We start from the raw sequence: 20,161 nt of genomic DNA, 5'->3' as shown, positions 1-20,161 counted from the left end.
AGCTGTAAGCCCGACTTCAGGCGGAATGCCGCTGACTGCGGCGAAATTCCCCTGGGGTCTGGTTGTTCCAGCGCCTGAAGGCGCGTTGGAAGGCTTGGGCCGAGGCAAAACCGAGCAGGTAGGCGATTTCGCCAAAGGCCAGTTCCGTGTCGCGGATGTAGGTCATGGCCAGGTCGCGGCGGGTGTCGTTGAGAATCGCGCGGAACTGGGTGCCCTCGTCGGTCAGTTTGCGTCGCAGTGTCCAGGTGGGCAGCTTCAAGCGCGCCGCCACTTCCTCCAGGTCGGGTTCCCGGCCGCCATTGAGCATCGGCCCGAGCAAACGGGTGATGCGCTCGCGCAGGCTGCGGGTGCGGGTCAGTTGCTCCAGTTCCCGTTCACACAGCTGCAGCAATAGTTGCCAGGTACTTGGACAGTATTGCGGGTTGCGCAGGGCCAGGGTGGGTTGGCTGAGGCGCAGTTGATTGTTGTCGGCGCCGAACTGCACCGGTGCGTCCCCCAGCAGGCCATATAAGTCACTGTACTCGGGGACGTCGAACTCGATTTCAATGCGTTGGGCCTGCACCTGTTGTTGCGCCAGGCTCGACAGTTGATGCAGCCAGCCGGCGATGATCGAGTCCACCACAAAGCGGTTATAGGCATTGTAGGGGCTGATGGAATAGAACCTCAGCCAGGCGCCTTCGGCGTCCTCATGAAAGCTCGATTGTCCGCGGTAGTTGGAGCCATACAAAGGTTCGAAACGCGTCAGCGTGCGGGCAGCTTCACGCACATTCGGCGCCTGGGCGGCGGTGACACCGGCGAGCCCGGCCTGGCTCAGGCGACTGAGCTGGCCCATGCGCAGGCCCAGGCCCGGATCGCCGGTCAGTTGGATGGCTGCATGGCCCAGGCGCATATAGCGCGGGATCGACAGGCGCGCACCGGCTTCGGCCAGGCGTGCAGGGTCCAGGCCGTATTGCAGCAGCAGGGGTTGCGGGTCCAGGCCGTGGCTATGGATGGCATCGGCCAGGGTGTGCACGAAGCCCACCGACAAATCCCCCAGGCGCACCGGCTTCACACGCTTACAGCCAGATATTCAGCAGGCGCGCGCCACGGGCATCGCCGTCGGCGAACAGCTGCCCGTTGCGGCTCAGAAAGCTTTGCCCGGCGCTGCCCAGGTCCCAGAACTGTCCGCGCAGGAACACGCTCATGCCCGCCGTGGCCTGGCTGATGGGCGGCTGGCTGATCAGGGTCAGGCGTCTCCAGGCTTCGCCCTCACTGGTTTCTTCGGGCTTTAGGCTGACTTCAGACGGGGTCGACACGCTCTTGAAACCGCGCCAAGGACGGTCCCAGGTGTCCCGCCCGGTTACGTAGGCCGGTACTGCAATCAGCTGGGCTGATTGTTCGTTGAGCTTGCGGTAGTTGTCCGGGTACCAGCTGTCGCTGCCGATCAGAATGCCCAGGCGCCCGGCCGGGGTGTCGACCACGCTGACGACGTTTTCATCGCCGGGTTCGATAAAGCCGCGTTCGTCATAGATCGGGTACAGCTGACGCTGCGGCTGGCCCAAGGGCAGGCCATCGGCGGCGAACACCAGGCTGACGTTGTACAGCGCGCCGTGGCCGACCTGCAGTTGCCCCAGGCTCACCGTGGGGTTGGGCAGGGCGATGGAGCCGGCCACCAGGGTCACGCCGAACTCCTTGGCCAGCCCGCCGAACAGCACCTGATAATCGCGCGCCATGCCCGGCGCTTTCATGCGCAAGTACGCATCGTCCATGCGGTTGTCGCCGGTGGCGCTGATCCAGGCACGCAGGAACGGCACCGGGTTGCTGATGGATAGCCAGTTCATGGCGTCCTTGAGGTGGGTGGCCTGGTACAGCTCGTCTTTCTCGCCGACCAGCATCAGCCAGGTGCCGATGTGTTCCGGCAGCACCACGATGGTCTTGTCGTTGATCAAGCCCATTTCACGGGCCTTTTGCAGATAGGCCGAGAGCTTCAGGTGCAGACGTTCCAGGCTCTGGTAGTCGGCGGGAAACAGCTCCGGCTGGATCCCCAGCAGGTTGCCACGGTCGGCCGGTTGGCCTTCATTGACGGCCAGGGTGATGCGCAGGTCCGACAGGTAATGCGCCACGGGGCGCTCCTGGGTCCAGACCAGATACGCGGCGAGGGCGGCAACCAGGGCCATGTTGATGGTGAACACGAGTAATTTGCGCATGGGGCAACAGACAACAGACCGGAGACAGGGTTCGCGACAGGGTAGGGCCCATGGCCCGGCTTGCCAAGGGGCGCTGTGCATTTGGATCAATAAGTTGTCAGTTTCGGTCATTGAGCGGTAGCTGATCGCCTCTTAGTCTGTGGGGTATAAACCGATGGGGTGCCATTCGAGCGCTCCACGTCCCGTGATGATCCGTTGTGGAGCTGTACCATGACCGCTGCTGCCTACCCGCACTTGCTGGCCCCGTTGGACCTGGGTTTTACCACCCTGCGCAACCGCACCCTGATGGGCTCCATGCACACTGGCCTGGAAGAAAAGCCCGGTGGATTCGAGCGCATGGCGGCTTACTTCGCCGAGCGTGCCCGTGGCGGTGTGGGCCTGATGGTGACCGGCGGCATCGGCCCGAACGATGAGGGCGGCGTGTATGCGGGCGCGGCCAAGCTGACCACCGAGGAAGAAGCGCAAAAGCACCGGATCGTCACCCAGGCCGTGCACGAGGCCGGTGGCAAGATCTGTATGCAGATCCTGCACGCCGGGCGTTATGCCTACAGCCCCAAGCAGGTAGCGCCAAGTGCGATCCAGGCGCCGATCAACCCGTTCAAGCCCAGGGAGCTGGACGAGGAAGGCATCGAGAAGCAGATCCAGGATTTCGTCACCTGTTCGCTGCTGGCCCAGGTGGCCGAGTACGACGGCGTGGAAATCATGGGCTCCGAGGGCTACTTCATTAACCAGTTCCTCGCTGCCCACACCAACCACCGCACCGACCGTTGGGGCGGCAGTTTTGAAAACCGCATGCGCCTGGCCGTGGAAATCGTGCGCCGAGTGCGTGAAGCGGTAGGTCCGAATTTCATCATTATTTTCCGCCTGTCGATGCTCGACCTGGTCGAAGGCGGCAGTGTCTGGGAAGAAGTCGTACAGTTGGCCAAGGCCATCGAGCAGGCCGGCGCTACCCTGATCAACACCGGTATCGGCTGGCACGAAGCGCGCATCCCGACCATCGCCACCAAGGTGCCGCGCGGTGCGTTCAGCAAGGTCACCGCCAAGTTGCGCGGCGCGGTGCAGATTCCGCTGATCACCACCAACCGCATCAACACCCCGGAAATCGCCGAGCAGATCCTCGCCGAAGGCGATGCCGACATGGTCTCCATGGCGCGGCCGTTTCTCGCCGACCCGGACTTCGTCAACAAGGCGGCGGCCGGGCGTGCCGACGAGATCAACACCTGCATCGGCTGCAACCAGGCGTGCCTGGACCACACCTTCGGCGGCAAGCTGACCACCTGCCTGGTCAACCCGCGGGCGTGCTATGAAACCGAGCTCAACTACCTGCCGGTCAAGCAGATCAAGAAAATCGCGGTAGTCGGCGCCGGCCCCGCCGGCCTGGCGGCGGCCACAGTGGCTGCCGAGCGCGGCCACCAAGTGACGCTGTTCGATTCTGCCAGCGAGATTGGCGGCCAGTTCAACATCGCCAAGCGCGTGCCGGGCAAGGAAGAGTTTTTCGAAACCCTGCGCTACTTCAAGCGCAAACTGCAGACCACCCATGTCGAGCTGTGCCTCAACACCCGCGTGGACGTGGCGCAGCTGGTGGCGGGCGGGTATGACGAAGTGATCCTGGCCACCGGTATCGCACCGCGCACCCCGGCGATCCCAGGCGTGGAGCACGCCAAGGTGCTCAGCTACCTCGACGTGATCCTCGAGCGCAAACCGGTCGGCAAGCGTGTGGCGGTGATCGGCGCTGGCGGCATCGGGTTCGACGTGTCGGAATTCCTGGTGCATCAGGGCGTGTCCACCAGCCTGGACCGTGAAGCGTTCTGGAAAGAGTGGGGCATCGACACCCAGCTTGAGGCCCGTGGCGGCGTCGCCGGGATCAAGCCCGAGCGGCATGCGCCGGCGCGTGAGGTGTTCCTGCTGCAACGCAAGGCGTCCAAGGTCGGCGACGGCCTGGGCAAGACCACCGGCTGGATCCACCGGACCGGCTTGAAGAACAAACAGGTGCAAATGCTGAACAGCGTCGAATACCTGAAGATCGATGATGAAGGTCTGCACATCCGCATCGGTGCCGAGGGTGAGCCTCAGGTGCTGGCGGTGGACAACATTGTCATCTGCGCCGGCCAGGACCCGCTGCGCGAGTTGCATGACGGCCTGGTCGCCGCCGGGCAGAACGTGCACCTGATTGGCGGCGCGGATGTGGCGGCCGAGCTGGACGCCAAGCGCGCCATCAATCAGGGCTCGCGCCTCGCCGCCGAGCTGTGAAGACAAGGAGCGGTGCTAGACTGCCGCTCCTTTTTCATGCAGATGCGCCTTCATGGGTCCTTTCGATTGGCTGCCCCACGCCCCGCTTGAACCCGTGCAGCTGGACTGGCTGCAGGGGGTGGAGTTGGCCGTATTGCGGCTGGACCGCATCGACCCGCTGATCAGCGGCAACAAGTGGTTCAAGCTCAGCGGCCACCTGGCCCAGGCGCAACAGGCCGGCGCCAGCGGCATTATCAGCCTTGGCGGGGCGTACTCCAACCACCTGCACGCGCTGGCGGCGGCGGGCAAGCGCTTTGGTTTTGCCACCGTCGGCCTGTTGCGCGGCCATCCCCAGGACACGCCCACCGTACTCGACCTGAAAGCCTTCGGCATGCACCTGCACTGGCTGGGGTATGGCGGTTATCGCGAGCGGCATGCGCCGGGGTTCTGGTTGCCCTGGCGCGAGCAGTACCCGCAGCTGTATCCCGTGCCGGAAGGCGGTGGCGGGTTGACGGGGGCCATGGGCTGCGGGGTCTTGGTCGAACAGGCAAGGGCTCAATTGAATAACCTGGGCTGGGCCGATTACGACGCCTGGTGGCTGGCAGCCGGCACCGGAACCACCCTGGCCGGCCTGGTGCTGGCCGAGGCGGGGGCGCATGCGGTGTACGGCGCAATGGCAGTGCCGGACGATCACGGCGTGGCGCAGAACGTCAGCGCCATCGTGCAGCACGGCTACCACTTGCTGGACGCCAGCCGTGGCGGCTTTGCCAAGGTCGACCCGCTGTTGCTTGAGTTCATGGAGCGCACGCAACAGGCCTGCGGCATTCCCCTGGAGCCGCTCTACACCGCCAAGGCGTTGCTGGCGCTCAAGCAGCAGATCGAGGCCGGACGCTTCGCGGCTGGCACCCGGCTGATTTTCGTCCACACCGGCGGTTTGCAAGGCCGCCGAGGTTTTGAGGCCTAGCTCAGTGCCCGCTCCTGCCTGGCATCATGCGCAACGCGGTGTTATCGCGCAGCACGTAGTGATGAAAGATCCCGGCCAGCGCATGCAGCCCGATCAACCAATAGCCGGCTTTGCCAAACCACACATGCCAGCCCTCGATCTGCTTGGCCAATGCCTTGTTCTCGCCAATCAACGGCGGCAATTCCATCCCATAGAACATCACCGAATGCCCCTCGGCACTGACGATCAGCCAACCGGCAATCGGCATGCCGATCATCAGGGCGTACAGCGCCCCATGCGTCAGTGTTGCCAGCAGGCTCTGCCACTGCGGCGGTGCCGGCAGTATTTTCGGCGCAACGCCCAGGCTGCGGGCAAACAGGCGCAACCACACCAGCACGAACACAGTCAGGCCAAGCATGAAGTGCATTTCCACAATCAGCGTGCGTGCGCCGCTGCCTTTGGGGAACTGCCCGCGCAGTTCAATGCAGGCGTACACCACCGCCAGCAGCACCACCATCAACCAGTGCAGCGCAATCGACATGGTGCTGTAGCGCGTATCGGAATTTTTCCACGGCATCGCTGGGTTCCTCATTTGTCAGGGCATGCCTCCGTTCTTTGACGGAGTGAGTTAACTGTATGCCTGTTTCAAGCGCTTCGCCTGTTGCAAATGCCGTGGCCTTGACCTCAATCAGTGGCTCTGCGGCATTTCTCCGCGAGCCAGGCGCGCGTTGATGTCGGCGATCACCTGCGGCAGGTCGGCAATGGTGTCCACTAGATAATGCGGGCGTGAACCTTCGAACATCGCTTCGATACGCTGGCGCTCGCTGGCCAGGGTGGCGCTGTCCAGCGCACGGAATTGCGCGTAGGTCAGGCCCAGGGCATTGCCGGAACAGGTCAGCGCCACGGTCCACATGCCGGCGCGTCGGCCTTCGAGGATGCCCGGAACGGTGTCGTCGACCTTCACGCATGCCGCCACATCGTCAATGCCCAGCGCAATCACATTGGCCAGGGCCTGGGCCGGCCATGGGCGACCGTTGGGGACTTCATCGGTGGCGACCACGTGGTCGGCGATGTAGCCGTTGCTTGCGGCCAGGGCGACCACCTTGTCCATCACTGGCTTGGGATAGCCGGAGCAGGACCCAATCTTGAGACCTTGCGCACGCAGCCCGGCCAACGTATCGAGGGCGCCAGGGATCAAGGCCGAGTGTTCGGCGATTTTCTCGATCTGCAGCGGCATGAAACGCTGGTAGATCGCCGTTACGTCGTCGTCCGTGGGCGTGCGGCCGAACGCCTTGCGGTAGCGCTCGGCAACCGGTGGCTGGTTGCACAGCGTGCGGATGTGGTCCCACTTGCCCATGCCCATCGGGCCGCGGGCTTCTTCGATAGAAACCTCTACGCCGAACTCGGCGAAGGCCTCGACAAAAATCTGCGTGGGCGCAAACGAGCCGAAGTCGACCACGGTGCCGGCCCAATCGAGGATGACGGCCTGGAGGGTGGTGGGGTGCTGATAGTTCATGGTGCAAATCCTGTCGGTAGGGGGAAGATCAGATGTCCTGCACGTGCATGTCCTGCAGCACCTCGGCGATGGCCCTGACCGCGGCTTGCATGCCTGCGGCATCCACCTGACCGATACAGCCCACGCGGAAGGTGTCCACCTGGGTCAACTTGCCCGGGTACAGGATGAAACCCTTGGCCTTGACCCGTTCGTAGAACGCCTTGAACTGATAGCGCGGGTCCTTCGGGGCGTGGAAGGTGACGATGATCGGTGCCTGGATCGCCGCCGGCAGGAAGCTGCGCAGGCGCAGTTCGGCCATGCCCTCCAGAAGCGTCTTGCAGTTGTGGGCGTAGCGTTGGGAGCGGGCGGGCAGGCCGCCTTCTTCGTGGTATTGCAGCAGTGCTTCGTGCAGGGCGGCGACCACGTGGGTCGGCGGGGTGAAGCGCCATTGACCGGTCTGGGCCATGTAACTGTGCTGGTCGAACAGGTCCATCGCCAGGGAGTGAGAGTTGCCTTGGCTTGCGGCCAGCGCGGTTTTGTCAGCGAACACAAAGCCCATGCCCGGCACGCCTTCCAGGCATTTGCCGGAGGCGGCGATCAGCGCGTCGAAGGGCACTTCGCGCGCATCGATGGGCAGCGCGCCGAACGAGCTCATGGCGTCGATGATCAAGCGCTTGCCGTGGCGTTTGACCACCTCGGCGATCTGCGCCAGCGGGTTGAGGATGCCGGTGCTGGTTTCGCAGTGGATCAGCGCGACATGGGTGATGGACGCGTCGGCGTGCAGCAGGCGGTCCACATCGGCAGCGGCGGTGGGTTCGTCCTCCAGGGTTTCAAAAGTGCTGAACGCGCGGCCGAGCACTTCGCAAATCTTCGCCAGGCGCTTGCCGTAGGCGCCATTCACCAGCACCAACACCTTGCCGTTGCGCGGCACCAGGGTGCCGATGGCGGCTTCCACGGCGAAGGTGCCGCTGCCTTGCAACGGCACGCAATGGTGGTGCTCGGCGCCATGGATGATTGCCAACAGCTGCTCGCAGACGCTGGCGGTGAGTTGATTGAAACGCTCATCCCACGAACCCCAGTCCACCATCATCGCCTGACGGGTGCGGTGTGAAGTGGTCAGGGGGCCGGGGGTAAGCAGCAGTGGCACGGCAGGGTTCATCTCGGGTCCTCGCAAAACAACGGGTCGACTCTACGGCGCCTAAATTGCAGTTTGGCTTGTTATCAATCAAATTGTTTGTTGTTATGCGAGCTATCAGTGAGGCCGATAGCTATGAACCTGTTCCAACTGCGCGCATTCGATGCCGTGGCCCGCGAGGGCAGTTTTACCCGTGCGGCGGCCCGGCTGTTCATCAGCCAGCCGGCGGTGACCGGGCATATCAAGGCCCTGGAAGAGCACTACCAGATCCCGTTGTTGCGCCGCACTGCGCGGCGGGTGGAGCTGACCGAAGAGGGCGCGCGCCTGGCGGCGATCACCCGCGCAATCTTTGGCCTGGTGGACGAGGCGCAAGCCATGCTCGAAGCCAACCGCCAGCTGCTCACCGGGCGCCTGGAAGTGGCGGCGGACGGCCCGCACCTGGTGATGCCGATGATTGCGCGCCTGCGTGCACGTTACCCCGGCATCACCGTGAACCTGCGCTTGGGCAACGCTCAGGAAACCCTCGCCGCCTTGTTGTCGGAGCATGCCGACGTGGCGGTGCTGACCGAAGTGGAGCCGCGCAATGGCCTGCACCTGCAGCCTGTGGGCGAGTCACGAATGTGTGCGCTGGTACCGGCGGCGCATCCGTGGGCGGCGCAGGCCAAGGGCATTGAACTGGCGCAGTTGAACGAGGTGATCATGGTGCTGCGCGAGCCCAGCTCCATCACCCGACGCACCTTCGATGACGCGTGCCTGGCCGCCCAGGTCCACCCCAGGGTGCTGCTGGAGCTGGACAGCCGTGAAGCGGTGACCGAGGCCGTGGCCGCCGAGTTGGGGGTTGGGGTGGTGTCCTCGATAGAGGTCAGTCAGGACCCGCGCGTACACGCGGTGCCGATCCTGGGTGATGGCCTGCTGAATCGACATAGCCTCGGCTGCCTGGAGCGGCGCCGGGCGTTGCGCTTGATCCAGGCGTTTTTCGAGTTGGCGCCGTGAGGGTTTTTGGTGGAACGATGCGTTCTTGCGCTATAAACTCTGCCCCCAAAGCGCCGGCCAGTAGACGTTTCGGCGCGATGGACAGCAGAGAGTGAGTCATGGGCGCACAGTGGAAAGTCAAACATAAAGAAGCGGCAGCCAATGCCAAGGGCAAGATTTTCGGCAAGCTGGTGAAAGAAATCACCATCGCCGCCCGCAACGGCGCGGACACCTCGACCAACGCCCACTTGCGTCTGGTGGTAGAGCAGGCCAAAAAGGCCTCGATGCCCAAGGAAACCCTGGACCGCGCGATCAAGAAGGGCGCCGGTCTGCTCGGTGAAACCGTGCAGTACCACCGCGTGACCTACGAAGGTTTTGCCCCGCACCAGGTGCCGTTGATCGTCGAATGCGTCACCGACAACATCAACCGCACCGTGGCGGAAATCCGTGTGGCGTTCCGCAAGGGCCAACTGGGGGCTTCCGGCTCGGTAGCCTGGGACTTCAACCACGTCGGCCTGATCGAAGCGTCGCCGGACACCCCGGACGCAGACCCGGAAATGGCCGCCATCGAAGCCGGCGCCCAGGATTTCGAAGACGGCGAAGAAGCAGGCACCAGCCTGTTCATCACCGAAACCACCGACCTGGACGCCGTGCAGAAAGCCTTGCCGGAGCAGGGCTTCACCGTGCTGTCGGCCAAGCTGGGCTACATCGCGAAGAACCCGGTGACCGGCTTGAGCGAGGAGCAGATGGCCGAAGTCGAAGCCTTCCTGGAAGGCCTGGACAACCATGATGACGTGCAGGATATGTTCGTCGGTCTGGCGGGCTGATTCTTATCTGAATGCAGGGTGTCAAAATGTGGGAGGGGGCTTGCTCCCGATAGCGGTGGGTCAGGCACGGAGAGTGTGGCTGATACACCGCCATCGGGGGCAAGCCCCCTCCCACATTGGTTAGTGGTGTTGGATGGGTTGAAGCGCGAGTTCGATATCTGCGAAGCTCGGGCGCGCCAGCACGTCGGGCTGGCAGCAGCTTTGCTGCAGGGCTTGCAGTTCGCCTGCCACCGTCGTTTCAACCCGCTCCAGCAACTCTCCCAGCAACACCCCAAAGGCGCGCACTTCAATGCGTTGCAACGCCCTGGTTTCCAGGGTGTCCGCCGTGGCATGAAACGACGCCGCGCCAAAGTCCCCGAGTAAACACTCGCCCGCGCTATTGCACAGAATATTGTGACCGTACAGGTCGCCATGGGTGATGCCGTGCCGGTGCAGGTGCGCCGCCACCGAGGCGATGCCGCGGGCCATGCGCAATGCCACGTCGAGGCTCAAACGCGTGCCAGGCGCGTACACATCCCGGGTGCAGGACGCCAAGCTTGGCAGCGCCGCGAGGTTGCGGTAGCTCGGGTCGATCAGGTCCATCACCAGCGCGGCCTGGTCATCCGGATGGCCGACGACACGCCCCTGCACCTTGATCAGGTTAGGGTGCAGCCCCGCGGCGATGCACGCTTGCATTTCATGCAGCGGCGAACCGTCGCTGGTGATCGTGCCTTTATACAGTTTGACCGCCACCGGCAGCGCATGGGGCGTCCACACCGCCTTGCGGATAATGCCGGAGGCGCCTTCGCCGAGCACTTCGCCCAGTTCCAGTTCGGCCCAGGCAATATCGGCTGTCGCGTCATCACCCGCCACGTCCACGGCCGTCTCCACCGGATTGCCGGCATAGGCCAGCCACGTCAGGCTCGGCATCGTCAGCAGCCAGTGGGGCAGGTGGGTCAGGCGGTTGGACGCGATGCGGATCAATTCAAGGTTTGCGCACTTGGTCAGGCTGGGCGGCAACTGGGTCAGTTGGTTGCCGGCCAGCATCAGTTTTTGCAGCAGCGGGCGCTGGCCGAGCGCGTCGGGCAACTGGTCGATGCAGTTGTCGGTGAGGATCAGCCAGCGCAACTGCGGCGGCAGGGCGGCGGCAGGCACGTGGCGGATCTGGTTGGCCTTGAAGCCGATCATGCTCAGCGTGGCGCACTGGCCCAGGCATTCCGGCAGTTCGGTGAACGCGTTGTCCGAGCAGAACAGCACGCGCAAATGCTTGAGGCGGTGCAGGTCGTGCGGCAGGCTGCTCAAGGCGTTGCCCGTCAGATTGAGGATTTCCAGCGAGTCGGCCAGTTCGAAGATTTCTCGAGGAAATTCGGTCAATCCGCAGGCCAGGTCCAGGCGTGTGGCACCGGCCAATTGGCCGGCCTTGAGTTGGGCGAGGGTATTGATCAACGGCGCGGTCACTCGGCAAAGGGGCGTGAAAAGGCGCTCATGATACCGGGTCGGGCGCAGGTTGCGCGCTGTACCCTTGCAATTGCCCCAGGCGGCTGGCAGTCCGGGCCAGGTCAATGGCCTTGCCACTCAAGGCCTGCTCCAGCGGTTGCTCGCCGATCAGGATCAGGTGTTTGTCGCGGTCGTAGAGCACGTCGATCAGGTTGATAAAGCGTTGCTGCACGGCTATCGGGCAGTCGGCAAGGTGGGGCAGGCCGTCGATGATCCAATGGTCGAAGTCCTGGCACAGCAGCAGGTAATCCATCACGGCGGTGAGCTGTTCGCACAGGTCGTTGAAGGTGAACGCGATGCTGCGCGCTTCACGGCGGCGGCACTGCAACTGCCGGTTGCCGACGGCCAGCGGCAACGCCGGGCAATTCGCGTCGGGCAGCCCGAGTGCCGCGCGTTGCGCTACGCTGCCTGGCCAGACGTACTGGCCGGTGCTGAACCGCTGCTCGGCATGGGCTTGGGGCAGGCGGCGAAAATCCTCCGGCGCGCTGACCTCCAGCACGTCCATGCGCGCCGCGATCAGGTCGATCACCGGTTTGAAGCGCTGGTGGTACAGCGGGTTGGGCAGCAGGCCCTCGGGCGCGTAGTTGGACGTCACCAGCACCAGCACGCCGCGCTGGAACAAGGCCTTGAACAAGCGGCTGATGAGCATGGCATCGCCGATATCGTGCACGTGGAATTCGTCGAAACACAGCACGCGGCAACCTGCCAGCAGTTCGTCCAGCGTCACGGCCAGCGCATCGTCCTGCGCGCGATGCTGGAACATGCCTCGGTGCAGTGCGGCGAAAAAGTCGTGGAAGTGCACGCGCTGCTTGGCGCTGATCGGCAGCGCCTGGAAAAAGCCGTCGAGCAACCAGCTCTTGCCGCGCCCCACCGGGCCGTGCAGGTACAGGCTGCGCGTGGGCTCACCGTTTAGCAGGTGTTGGGTCTCGCGGGCCATGGCGGCAATTGCACGGGTCTGTCCGGCACTCAGGGTGTACCCCTGTTGCTCAGCCTTGTTCTGGAAGAATGCCGGGATAGGCGAGGCCTGCGGGCTTGGGGGGGTAGTGCCTAGCAGACGCCGGATCAGGGAAAGCACGGTCAAAGCGCGTCACTCTTGTTTCGGTGGTCGCTCACTTTAGGATGCTCGCCGCGATTTGACCAATAGCCAGGATGCGCCCAGCCATCTCAAAAAGGCATGACGCACGGGCTTTCCTGACCAGACTGGCAGAATCTCCCCCAGTGACTACCCTTGTACCAAGGAGTCACCCCTGTATAAGGATTTGGGGCAGTGAAGGAACGAACAGTACTGGCAATCACGGCCGCGATGCTCTGCAACACGGCGTTCGCCGCGCAGCTCCAGGTGGAGGTGCGCATCGACGTGCAGCGCGGTTGCCAGTTGGTCGGTACCACGCGCGATGCCGGCATCGAACAGCTTGGGGTTCTGGATTTCGGCCGCGTCCCGCGTCTGGATGACCCGGCAGGCCCGTTGAGTGCAGCGCTGATCAGCCAGCGTCAGCCGCGGCTGGAATGTAACCCTGATACTCCCTATCAAATACGCGTTGACGGCGGCCTGCATGGCGGTGTCGGCGAAGTGCGTTATCTGGTCAACGCAACGCCTGCGAGCAAGCCCATTCCCTATCGCATCTATGCCGATGCCGCGCGGTTGATTCCGTTACCGGTCAACGTGCCCGTCAGCGGCCGTGTGCCGGACACCGGTTCCGTCGACTTGCCACTGTACGGCCGTATCGAACCGCTCAAGGACATCCCCGCCGTCGGCCGTTATTCCGACCTGCTCAAGGTCACGGTCACATGGTAAGCCGCTACCTGGTCGCCACGGCCCTGGGCAGCCTGCTGTGGCTGGCGCAAGGCGCGCAGGCCGGCACGGTCAACGGGCAGATCCACGCACGGTTGGTGATCATCGCCAGTTGCGAGGTCAGCAAGGGTATGGAAACCGCGCCGGTGACCCCCGAGCGCGGCACCGCGCGCCTGGATTTCGGCCAGCAGGGGCCGACCTGGAACGACACCCTGGGCGCGTCGATTTCCGACACCGACAAGGCTCCGCTGTCAGTGTCCTGCAACCCCTCGGTGGTCAGCAGCTTCACCGTGACCATCGACGGTGGCGCCAATGGCGACGGCACCACCCGCCGCCTGAGCAATGGCCGCCACACTATACCGTATCGGCTGGCGGCCGATGCATTGGGCCGCAGCACCTACAGCATCGGCCAGCAACGCAATTTCGCCGTGCGCCATGGCACCCAGGTACCGATCCCGGTATTTGGCTACGTGGTGGCGAATACCAGGGCCCTCCCGGCCGGCATCTATACAGACACCCTGACGGTGACTCTGGATTGGTAAACCATGAGGATGGATATCATGCATGTACTCGTATCTCGATTAGGCGTTTGTGCCCTGGGCCTGGCGATGGCCTCCAGCCTCAACGCCGCGACCACCGTGACCGGGCAGATCAGCTCCAGCCTGACATTGATCGCCAGCTGCCAGGTCAACGGCTCCGGTGCCGCCACCGGGTTGAACTTCGGTAGCCTCAACTTTGGTACGACCAACAGCCTGTTTACCAGTGCCAATGCCCAGCTGCTGGGCGGTACCGGAACAGGCGGTGCGCTGTCGATCCTGTGTTCGGCGGGCACCACCCCTGCGGTCAAAGTGCGCGCCGGTGCCCATGATGGCGCTTCCCCGGGCGGCACTCGAGCCTTGGCCGATGGCGCGGGTAACTTTGTGCCGTACGACTTTTACACCGACAGCGGTTTCTCCTCGCTGCTGGCGATCGACGGCGTGATTACCCTCGCAGCCAGTACCGGTGTGGCGCAAACCGTGGGCCTGTATGGGCGTGCGGTGGGCAAGCCGGGGCTGCCGGCAGGCGTCTACACCGACACCGTCGCCGTGGAACTGACGTTCTAGTGAAGCTGCGCGCACTGTTGCTGGCTTGCGGGCTGGCGTTGCCGCTGCCGTTGTCGGCGGTCACCAGCCAGAGCTTCCAGGTCAGCGCGACCATCACACCGGGGTGCCTGATCGTGGGCGGCGCCAGCAACTACGGCGCGCTGGCCTACGGCAGTTATTCGGCCCTGGCCACCAGCACCGTGACCGCCGCGCTGACCGGCGGTGTGACGCTGCAATGCACCCCGGGCGTGGCGTTGAGCATGAGTGTCGACGGCGGGCTGCACAGCAGCACCGGGCGCAATCTGCAGCTCAATAGCGGCAGCGCGCGGGTGGCTTACCAATTGTTTCGCGATGCAGCCTTCAGCCAGAGCCTGGGGATCAGCCAGAGCGTCAGTGTGAGCTACAGCGATGCGAACAACATCAGCCTGCCGATTTACGGGCGGGTGGTATTACCGGGCAATCAGCCTGGGGGGATATACAGCGACACGCTGCAGGTGCAGCTGTCGTGGTAGGGCTATCGGTATAAGGAGTGGTTTTATGCGTTCACCTTCCCGGCGGTTGTGGGCCGCGGGTGTTGTCTTGAGTGCCCTGGGCACGGCCGGGCTCGCGCAGGCGGCCAGCTCGGTGCTGATCTGGCCCATCGATCCGGTGCTGGAGGCCGACCAACAGGCCAGCGCGCTGTGGCTGGAGAATCGGGGTAGCGAAACGGCCAACCTGCAGGTGCGCGTGTTCGCCTGGAGCCAGAACGGCTTCGACGAGCAATACCAGAACCAGCGCGATGTGATCGGCAGCCCGCCGGTGGCGAAGATCGAGCCGGGGCAGAAGCAACTGGTGCGCCTGACCCGCACCCGTGAAGTGCCGCCCGGACAAGAATTGGCCTATCGCATCATCATCGATGAAATCCCCTCGGCGCTGCAGGTGCCGGCGCCACCAGAGGGCAAGAACACGGCGGCGGCGATTCGTTTCCAGATGCGCTACTCGGTGCCGTTGTTTGCCTATGGCGCCGGCCTGTGGAGCAAGGACGACGCGACCCGCCAGCGCGACCCCAAAGGCGCGGGCAAGCCGCAATTGAGCTGGCGCAAAGTCAATGTGGCCGGGCGCAGCTATATCGAGGTGCATAACCAAGGCGCCGTGCATGCGCGGTTGACGGATGCCTCGTTCAAACAAAGTGGGCAGACGCGACCGCTGGTAGAGGGCTTGCTCGGCTATGTACTGCCGGGCGCAACCATGCGCTGGCCGGTGCCGGACGCCGTGTCGGCCGACCAGCCGTTGCAGGTCAGGGTCAACGGCGCCGCGCAGTTGGAGAGCCTGGCGCCGAAACGCTAAACAGCGTGTCGCGGGACGGGCGCACGCCCGGGTTTTGACAGGATGGAGAGGTCCATTGAAGGACGCAACGCCATGCTGAGTCGTGGTTGGGCTCGTGCTATATGGCCATCGGTGGCAGTGGCCAGTGGGCTGTGGGGCGCTGCCGTAGCGGGCGACCTGCCGCCGCCGCCGAGCAGTATGGAGGCGGTCGCCGATGCACAGCTGTTTTTGCAACTGGTGGTCAACCAGATGGACACCGGCCGTGTCATCGCAGTCGATCAACGGGCCGGGCAGCTCTATGTGCCGGCCAGCGCCTTGCAGGACGTGGGCATGAAACTGCCCGGCGACCCCGACGGCAGTGTGGCGCTGGACAAGGTGCCTGGCCTGCACAGCGATTACGACAGCAATGGCCAGCGCCTGCTGCTGGATGTGCCGCCGGGATGGCTGCAGGAACAATTTATCGGCAACCGCAATACCTACCCGCGCACCCAAGCCATGAGCAGCTTCGGCGCCTTGCTCAACTACGACGTGTATTTCAACGACACCGATGAAGGCGGCAGCTACCTCGCGGCCTGGAACGAGGTGCGCCTGTTCGATAACTGGGGCACCTTGTCCAACACCGGGCAGTTGCGCCAGAGCCTGACCCGTGGGCTCAGCGACAGCACGCTCAACAACGGTTACCGGCGCTATGACACCACGTGGCGCTTCTCCGATGATGAACGACTGCTCACCTATGAAGCCGGGGATGTGATCAGCGGTGCCTTGCCCTGGAGCAGTTCAGTGCGCCTGGGCGGGGTACAGTTGTCGCGCGATTTTGCCGTGCGCCCGGACCTGGTGACGTACCCCTTGCCGCAATTTGCCGGTGAGGCGGCGGTGCCGTCGTCGGTCGACCTGTTCATCAACGGCTACAAGTCCGAAAGCGCGCAGCTGCAACCCGGGCCCTATACGCTGACCAACATCCCCTTTATCAATGGTGCCGGCGAGGCCGTGGTGGTCACCACCGACGCCCTCGGTCGCCAGGTGTCGACCACCGTACCGTTCTATGTCACCAGCACCCTGCTGCAACACGGCCTGAGCGATTTTTCCGTGGCCGCCGGCACCTTGCGCCGTGATTACACCGTGCGTGATTTCGGCTACGGACCGGGCGTGGCCAGCGGTACGTTTCGCTACGGGTATTCCGACAACCTGACCCTGGAAAGCCACGCCGAAGCGTCCAGCGACCTGACCCTCGGCGGGCTTGGCGGCAACCTGCGCCTGGGCAATTTCGGCGTGCTCAATACCGCCGTCAGCCAGAGCCAGTTCGACAGCCGCAGCGGCCAGCAACTGAGCCTGGGCTATCAGTACAACAGCACGCGCTACAGCCTGATGTACCAACGCGTCGAACGGCGCGACGCGTATGCCGACCTGACCCTGGTCGACACGCCGTACGCCAGCCTCAGCAAGCGCAGCGAACAAGTCACCCTGAGCCTCAATCTGGAGCGGTTCGGCAGCCTTGGCGTGGGCTATTTCGACGTGCAGGCGGCGGATGATTCGCGCACGCGCCTGCTCAACCTGAGCTGGAGCAAACCGCTATGGCGCAACTCCAGCGTGTACCTGTCGGCCAACCGCGAAATCGGTGACAGCAACTGGGCGATGCAGGCCCAACTGGTGGTGCCCTTCGATCTCAATGGCAGCCTGGCCTTGAGCACCGAGCGCAGCAAGGCCGGCGCCAGTCGCCAGCGCATCAACTACAGTCGCGCAGTGCCCAGCGAAGGTGGGGTGGGCTACAACCTTGGCTACGCCCAGGGCGACGGCCCCACCTATCGCCAGGCCGACCTGACCTGGCGTTTGCAGTCGGTGCAATTGCAGGCCGGTGTGTACGGCAGCAGCGACGCCGAGACGCGCTGGGCGGATGCCAGCGGTTCGCTGGTGTGGATGGGCGGTAACGTCTTCGCCGCCAACCGCATCAACGATGCCTTTGTGGTGGTAAGCACCCAGGGGTTCGCCGGGATTCCGGTGCGCTATGAAAACCAGTTGGTCGGTGAGACCGACAGCAAGGGCCATTTGCTGGTGCCGTGGAGCAGCGCCTATTACCGCGGCAAATATGAAATCGACCCGCTGAACCTGCCGCCCAATGTGCAGAGCCCAAACGTGGAGCAGCGCGTGTCGGTACGCCGTGGCAGTGGCTACCTGCTGGAGTTTCCACTGCGCCGGGTGCTTGCCGCGAGCATCACCCTGGTCGACAGCCAGCATCAGGAGTTGCCGCTGGGCAGCCTGGTGGTGCATGAGCAGAGCAACACCCAGGCGGTGGTAGGGTGGGATGGCCTGGTCTACCTGGAAAACCTCAGCGCCCACAACACGCTGCAGGTCACCCTCGGCGAGGGCCGCACCTGCCAGGCGACCTTCACCATTGATGAGCAACAACAGGACGTGCCGCTGATCGGGCCGTTAGTCTGTCAATGAGCGATTGCACAGGGAGCGTGCGAGTGAGAGGCAAGGGATGGCTGTATGGGGTAGGGCTGCTGTGTTCGGGCCCGGTAATGGCGGCGTGTTCGGTGGTGTCCACGGTGCCGGCCAGTTTCGGCTCGATCAGTTCGATGACTGTGCGCACCGCCGCGCAGACCAGTTCCACCACCAACGCCGGGCTCAGTTGCACCTCGGCGCTGATATCGCTGCTGGTGTCGACTGACCACTTCTACGCCACTGTTACCTCGACCAAAACCGGCATGGTCGGGCCGACCGGTGATGTGATCGGCTACACACTGTATGGCACTAACAGCACCAGTTACCCGATCACCCGAGGCACGCAGTTCGATTTTGGTGGCTCGGGCGGCATTGCCCAGATCCTCGGCCTGATCGCCGGGCCAGGGGCGAAAACCGTGCCGCTGTATGTGAGCAGCATCACCGGCAGCAATGTCGCCGCGGGTTTGTATACCGAGACGTTGAACATCGCCTGGAGCTGGAATTACTGCTCAGGGATCGGCCTGGGCGGCATCTGTCTGGGACGCGACATCGGCAGCGGCACGGGTTCACTGACGGTGAGCATGAACGTGACCAATGACTGCCAGATCACCGCCCCCAATGTCAGCTTTGGCAGTGCGCCAGTGGTCAGCGGGTTCACCGCCGTGACCGGGCAGACCATCAATATCGCCTGCACCAAGGGCAGCGCCTACACCGTGGGGCTGAGCGACGGCCAGAACCCGGTCAGCGTTGGTGGGCGGCGGCGGATGATGTCCGGCGCCAACTACCTGGCCTACGACCTGTTCAAAAGTGCCGGTACCACCCGTTGGGGCAGTGTTGGCGCGGCGCGGCGGGCCAGTTCCTCGGCCGAGGTCAATCCCGGCAACGGCTTGGGCACGGGCAGCCAGGTGTACAACTACAACGCCCGGATCTACACCGACCAGCCCACGCCGCCTGCTGGCACCTACGTGGACAACGTGGTGCTGGACGTGGGTTTCTAGAACCGCATTTGCGGCGCGGTGACCTGATCGACCGGGCTGACCATCGCGTAGTTGTAGCCACCGCCCGACCAGTAGTCGGCCTGCAAGCCGTCGGCGCTGCGGCTGCCGCGCGGCAGGAAGCCATTGTTCGGGCCAGGCGGACGGATGTAGAAGCTGATGCGCCGACCTTGTGCGTCTTCGTACAGCACCATGGCCGCCGCGCCTTGATCGGTGGTGAGCAAGCGCCCGCTGACCGGCTTGAACCCGGCCTGGCTGAGGTCGGGCAAGCGATGGGCCTGGTTGAAATAGCGGTCGAGCCAGGCCTGCATGGTGCTGCGGTCCTGGGCGTTGTAGTCGGCGGGCATGATGCCGTCCTGGGCAAACAAGCGATACGCCTGCATGGCATCGGCCATCGGCAGCAACGTTGGCTGGGTGGCTTGCCGGGCGTGCCAGCCGCCCAGCCCGCCGAGGCTGACGGCAATCAGCAGCAGCGCCGCGGTGGCGAGGTGGCGGCGGGACTGGTGCCTGATGCGCTGGCGAATCAGCGCCGGGTCCAGTGCCGGGTTGCTCGGCTGTTGCAGGGCACCGCTTAACGAGGCGCGCAGCAGTTGTGCATCCTGTTGCCAGGCGTGCACTTGGGCGGCCACGTCGGGGTGGCTCGCCAGCCAGGTTTCAAGCATTCGGCGATCGCTGTCCAGTAACTGGTGATCGACGTAGGCGTGCAGGTCGCGTTCGCTGGGGGGCAGGCTGATCATTTGAGTATCCGCAGGGAAGGGCTGGCAATTTCGCCATCGCTGAGTTGACGCAGGGCCTGGCGGGCGCGGGACAGGCGCGACATCACCGTACCGATGGGCACTTCGAGAATGTTGGCGACTTCCTTGTAGCTCAAGCCTTCGACCGACACCCACAGCAGCAGTGCGCGCTGCTCGGTATTGAGTTGGTCAAAGGCTTTCAGGGTGGATTGGGCCATCACCGTGCGTTCCACCGACGGCTGCGCATCGTCGCGGCCGGTGAAGAATTCGAGCATGCGTGCGTAGCGTCGGTTGCGCCGATGGGCATCGAGGAACTGCCGGTAGAGGATCGAAAACAGCCAGGCGCGCAGGTCGCCTTCGATGCGCTTGTCGGCCCACGCGATGATCGCCCGTTCCAGGGTCGACTGCACCAGATCGTCGGCGCTGCTGGCGTTACGGGTCAGGGACACGGCGAAGCGCCGCAGCCTGGGGATGAGTTCACGTAACTGTTCGTCGAGTTCATGCATGGGTTCAGTCTACTCAGTTGTGCTGGGTAGACGCTCGTGCGC

General features: G+C 64.1%; 20 protein-coding genes. 11 read left to right on the top strand and 9 right to left on the bottom strand.

Annotation, left to right across the window (positions count from 1 at the left end):
• Positions 1-16: 16 nt before the first annotated feature.
• Both SC318_RS16365 and SC318_RS16360 read right to left on the bottom strand, forming a co-directional pair.
• The gene (locus tag SC318_RS16365) at positions 17-1,051 is read right to left on the bottom strand and encodes an AraC family transcriptional regulator (protein WP_320427636.1); all 1,035 of its coding nucleotides are present in this window, start codon (positions 1,049-1,051) and stop codon (positions 17-19) included.
• Positions 1,052-1,055: 4 nt separating this feature from the next.
• Positions 1,056-2,186, bottom strand: coding sequence for a carbon-nitrogen hydrolase family protein (locus SC318_RS16360; protein WP_320427635.1), 1,131 nt, complete (start codon positions 2,184-2,186; stop codon positions 1,056-1,058).
• Positions 2,187-2,396: 210 nt separating this feature from the next.
• On the opposite strand from SC318_RS16360, the gene SC318_RS16355 reads away from it, so the two are divergent.
• Entirely contained in the window at positions 2,397-4,436 is a 2,040-nt protein-coding gene (locus tag SC318_RS16355; protein WP_320427634.1) for an oxidoreductase, read from the top strand.
• A gap of 52 nt (positions 4,437-4,488) precedes the next feature.
• Positions 4,489-5,379, top strand: a complete 891-nt coding sequence (locus SC318_RS16350) for a 1-aminocyclopropane-1-carboxylate deaminase/D-cysteine desulfhydrase (RefSeq protein ID WP_320427633.1) — start codon at positions 4,489-4,491, stop codon at positions 5,377-5,379.
• 1 nt (position 5,380) lies between these two features.
• On the opposite strand, the gene SC318_RS16345 is transcribed toward SC318_RS16350, so the two are convergent.
• From SC318_RS16345 to SC318_RS16335, 3 genes are all read right to left on the bottom strand, one after another.
• Complete coding sequence (locus SC318_RS16345) at positions 5,381-5,935, bottom strand: cytochrome b (RefSeq protein ID WP_306493545.1); 555 nt, start codon at positions 5,933-5,935, stop codon at positions 5,381-5,383.
• Between the two features lie 111 nt (positions 5,936-6,046).
• Positions 6,047-6,874 carry a phosphonoacetaldehyde hydrolase gene (gene phnX / locus SC318_RS16340; protein ID WP_320427632.1) on the bottom strand — a complete coding sequence of 276 codons (828 nt, stop codon included), beginning with the start codon at positions 6,872-6,874 and terminating at the stop codon, positions 6,047-6,049.
• A gap of 28 nt (positions 6,875-6,902) precedes the next feature.
• Positions 6,903-8,012 (bottom strand): 2-aminoethylphosphonate--pyruvate transaminase, encoded by a 1,110-nt coding sequence (locus SC318_RS16335; protein ID WP_320427631.1) that lies wholly within the window; start codon positions 8,010-8,012, stop codon positions 6,903-6,905.
• Between the two features lie 111 nt (positions 8,013-8,123).
• Here SC318_RS16335 and SC318_RS16330 point away from each other — a divergent pair, with 111 nt between their 5' ends.
• Together SC318_RS16330 and SC318_RS16325 are read left to right on the top strand one after the other, a co-directional pair.
• Positions 8,124-8,981, top strand: a complete 858-nt coding sequence (locus tag SC318_RS16330) for a LysR substrate-binding domain-containing protein (protein WP_320427630.1) — start codon at positions 8,124-8,126, stop codon at positions 8,979-8,981.
• 98 nt (positions 8,982-9,079) lie between these two features.
• Entirely contained in the window at positions 9,080-9,787 is a 708-nt protein-coding gene (locus tag SC318_RS16325; RefSeq protein WP_320427629.1) for a YebC/PmpR family DNA-binding transcriptional regulator, read from the top strand.
• A gap of 120 nt (positions 9,788-9,907) precedes the next feature.
• On the opposite strand, the gene SC318_RS16320 is transcribed toward SC318_RS16325, so the two are convergent.
• On the bottom strand, positions 9,908-11,209 hold the full coding sequence (locus tag SC318_RS16320) for a protein kinase (protein ID WP_320431250.1): 1,302 nt from the start codon (positions 11,207-11,209) through the stop codon (positions 9,908-9,910).
• A gap of 40 nt (positions 11,210-11,249) precedes the next feature.
• Complete coding sequence (gene zapE, locus SC318_RS16315; RefSeq protein ID WP_320427628.1) at positions 11,250-12,344, bottom strand: cell division protein ZapE; 1,095 nt, start codon at positions 12,342-12,344, stop codon at positions 11,250-11,252.
• Between the two features lie 222 nt (positions 12,345-12,566).
• Here zapE and SC318_RS16310 point away from each other — a divergent pair, with 222 nt between their 5' ends.
• The 7 genes from SC318_RS16310 (at position 12,567) to SC318_RS16280 (ending at position 18,882) form a co-directional block, all read left to right on the top strand.
• Positions 12,567-13,058, top strand: coding sequence for a Csu type fimbrial protein (locus SC318_RS16310; RefSeq protein WP_320431249.1), 492 nt, complete (start codon positions 12,567-12,569; stop codon positions 13,056-13,058).
• Positions 13,052-13,597 carry a Csu type fimbrial protein gene (locus SC318_RS16305; protein ID WP_320427627.1) on the top strand — a complete coding sequence of 182 codons (546 nt, stop codon included), beginning with the start codon at positions 13,052-13,054 and terminating at the stop codon, positions 13,595-13,597. The genes SC318_RS16310 and SC318_RS16305 overlap by 7 nt, the downstream gene beginning before the upstream one ends.
• A gap of 18 nt (positions 13,598-13,615) precedes the next feature.
• Positions 13,616-14,158, top strand: a complete 543-nt coding sequence (locus SC318_RS16300; RefSeq protein ID WP_065894984.1) for a Csu type fimbrial protein — start codon at positions 13,616-13,618, stop codon at positions 14,156-14,158.
• On the top strand, positions 14,158-14,649 hold the full coding sequence (locus SC318_RS16295) for a Csu type fimbrial protein (RefSeq protein WP_320427626.1): 492 nt from the start codon (positions 14,158-14,160) through the stop codon (positions 14,647-14,649). The genes SC318_RS16300 and SC318_RS16295 overlap by 1 nt, the downstream gene beginning before the upstream one ends.
• Positions 14,650-14,674: 25 nt before the next feature.
• Entirely contained in the window at positions 14,675-15,463 is a 789-nt protein-coding gene (locus SC318_RS16290) for a fimbrial biogenesis chaperone (RefSeq protein ID WP_306493537.1), read from the top strand.
• 72 nt (positions 15,464-15,535) lie between these two features.
• The gene (locus SC318_RS16285) at positions 15,536-17,884 is read left to right on the top strand and encodes a fimbria/pilus outer membrane usher protein (RefSeq protein WP_320427625.1); all 2,349 of its coding nucleotides are present in this window, start codon (positions 15,536-15,538) and stop codon (positions 17,882-17,884) included.
• Positions 17,881-18,882 (top strand): Csu type fimbrial protein, encoded by a 1,002-nt coding sequence (locus tag SC318_RS16280; RefSeq protein WP_413817563.1) that lies wholly within the window; start codon positions 17,881-17,883, stop codon positions 18,880-18,882. The genes SC318_RS16285 and SC318_RS16280 overlap by 4 nt, the downstream gene beginning before the upstream one ends.
• Here the strand turns inward: SC318_RS16280 and SC318_RS16275 are convergent.
• Complete coding sequence (locus SC318_RS16275; RefSeq protein ID WP_320427624.1) at positions 18,879-19,616, bottom strand: anti-sigma factor family protein; 738 nt, start codon at positions 19,614-19,616, stop codon at positions 18,879-18,881. The genes SC318_RS16280 and SC318_RS16275 overlap by 4 nt on opposite strands.
• Positions 19,613-20,119, bottom strand: coding sequence for a sigma-70 family RNA polymerase sigma factor (locus tag SC318_RS16270; RefSeq protein ID WP_320427623.1), 507 nt, complete (start codon positions 20,117-20,119; stop codon positions 19,613-19,615). The genes SC318_RS16275 and SC318_RS16270 overlap by 4 nt, the downstream gene beginning before the upstream one ends.
• Positions 20,120-20,161: the final 42 nt, after the last annotated feature.

The organism is Pseudomonas sp. MUP55, assembly GCF_034043515.1.
In the GTDB taxonomy this organism is placed as follows: Bacteria; Pseudomonadota; Gammaproteobacteria; order Pseudomonadales; family Pseudomonadaceae; genus Aquipseudomonas.
Note: the sequence above shows the minus strand (reverse complement) of the source record. Positions and strands in the feature narration are given on the sequence as shown.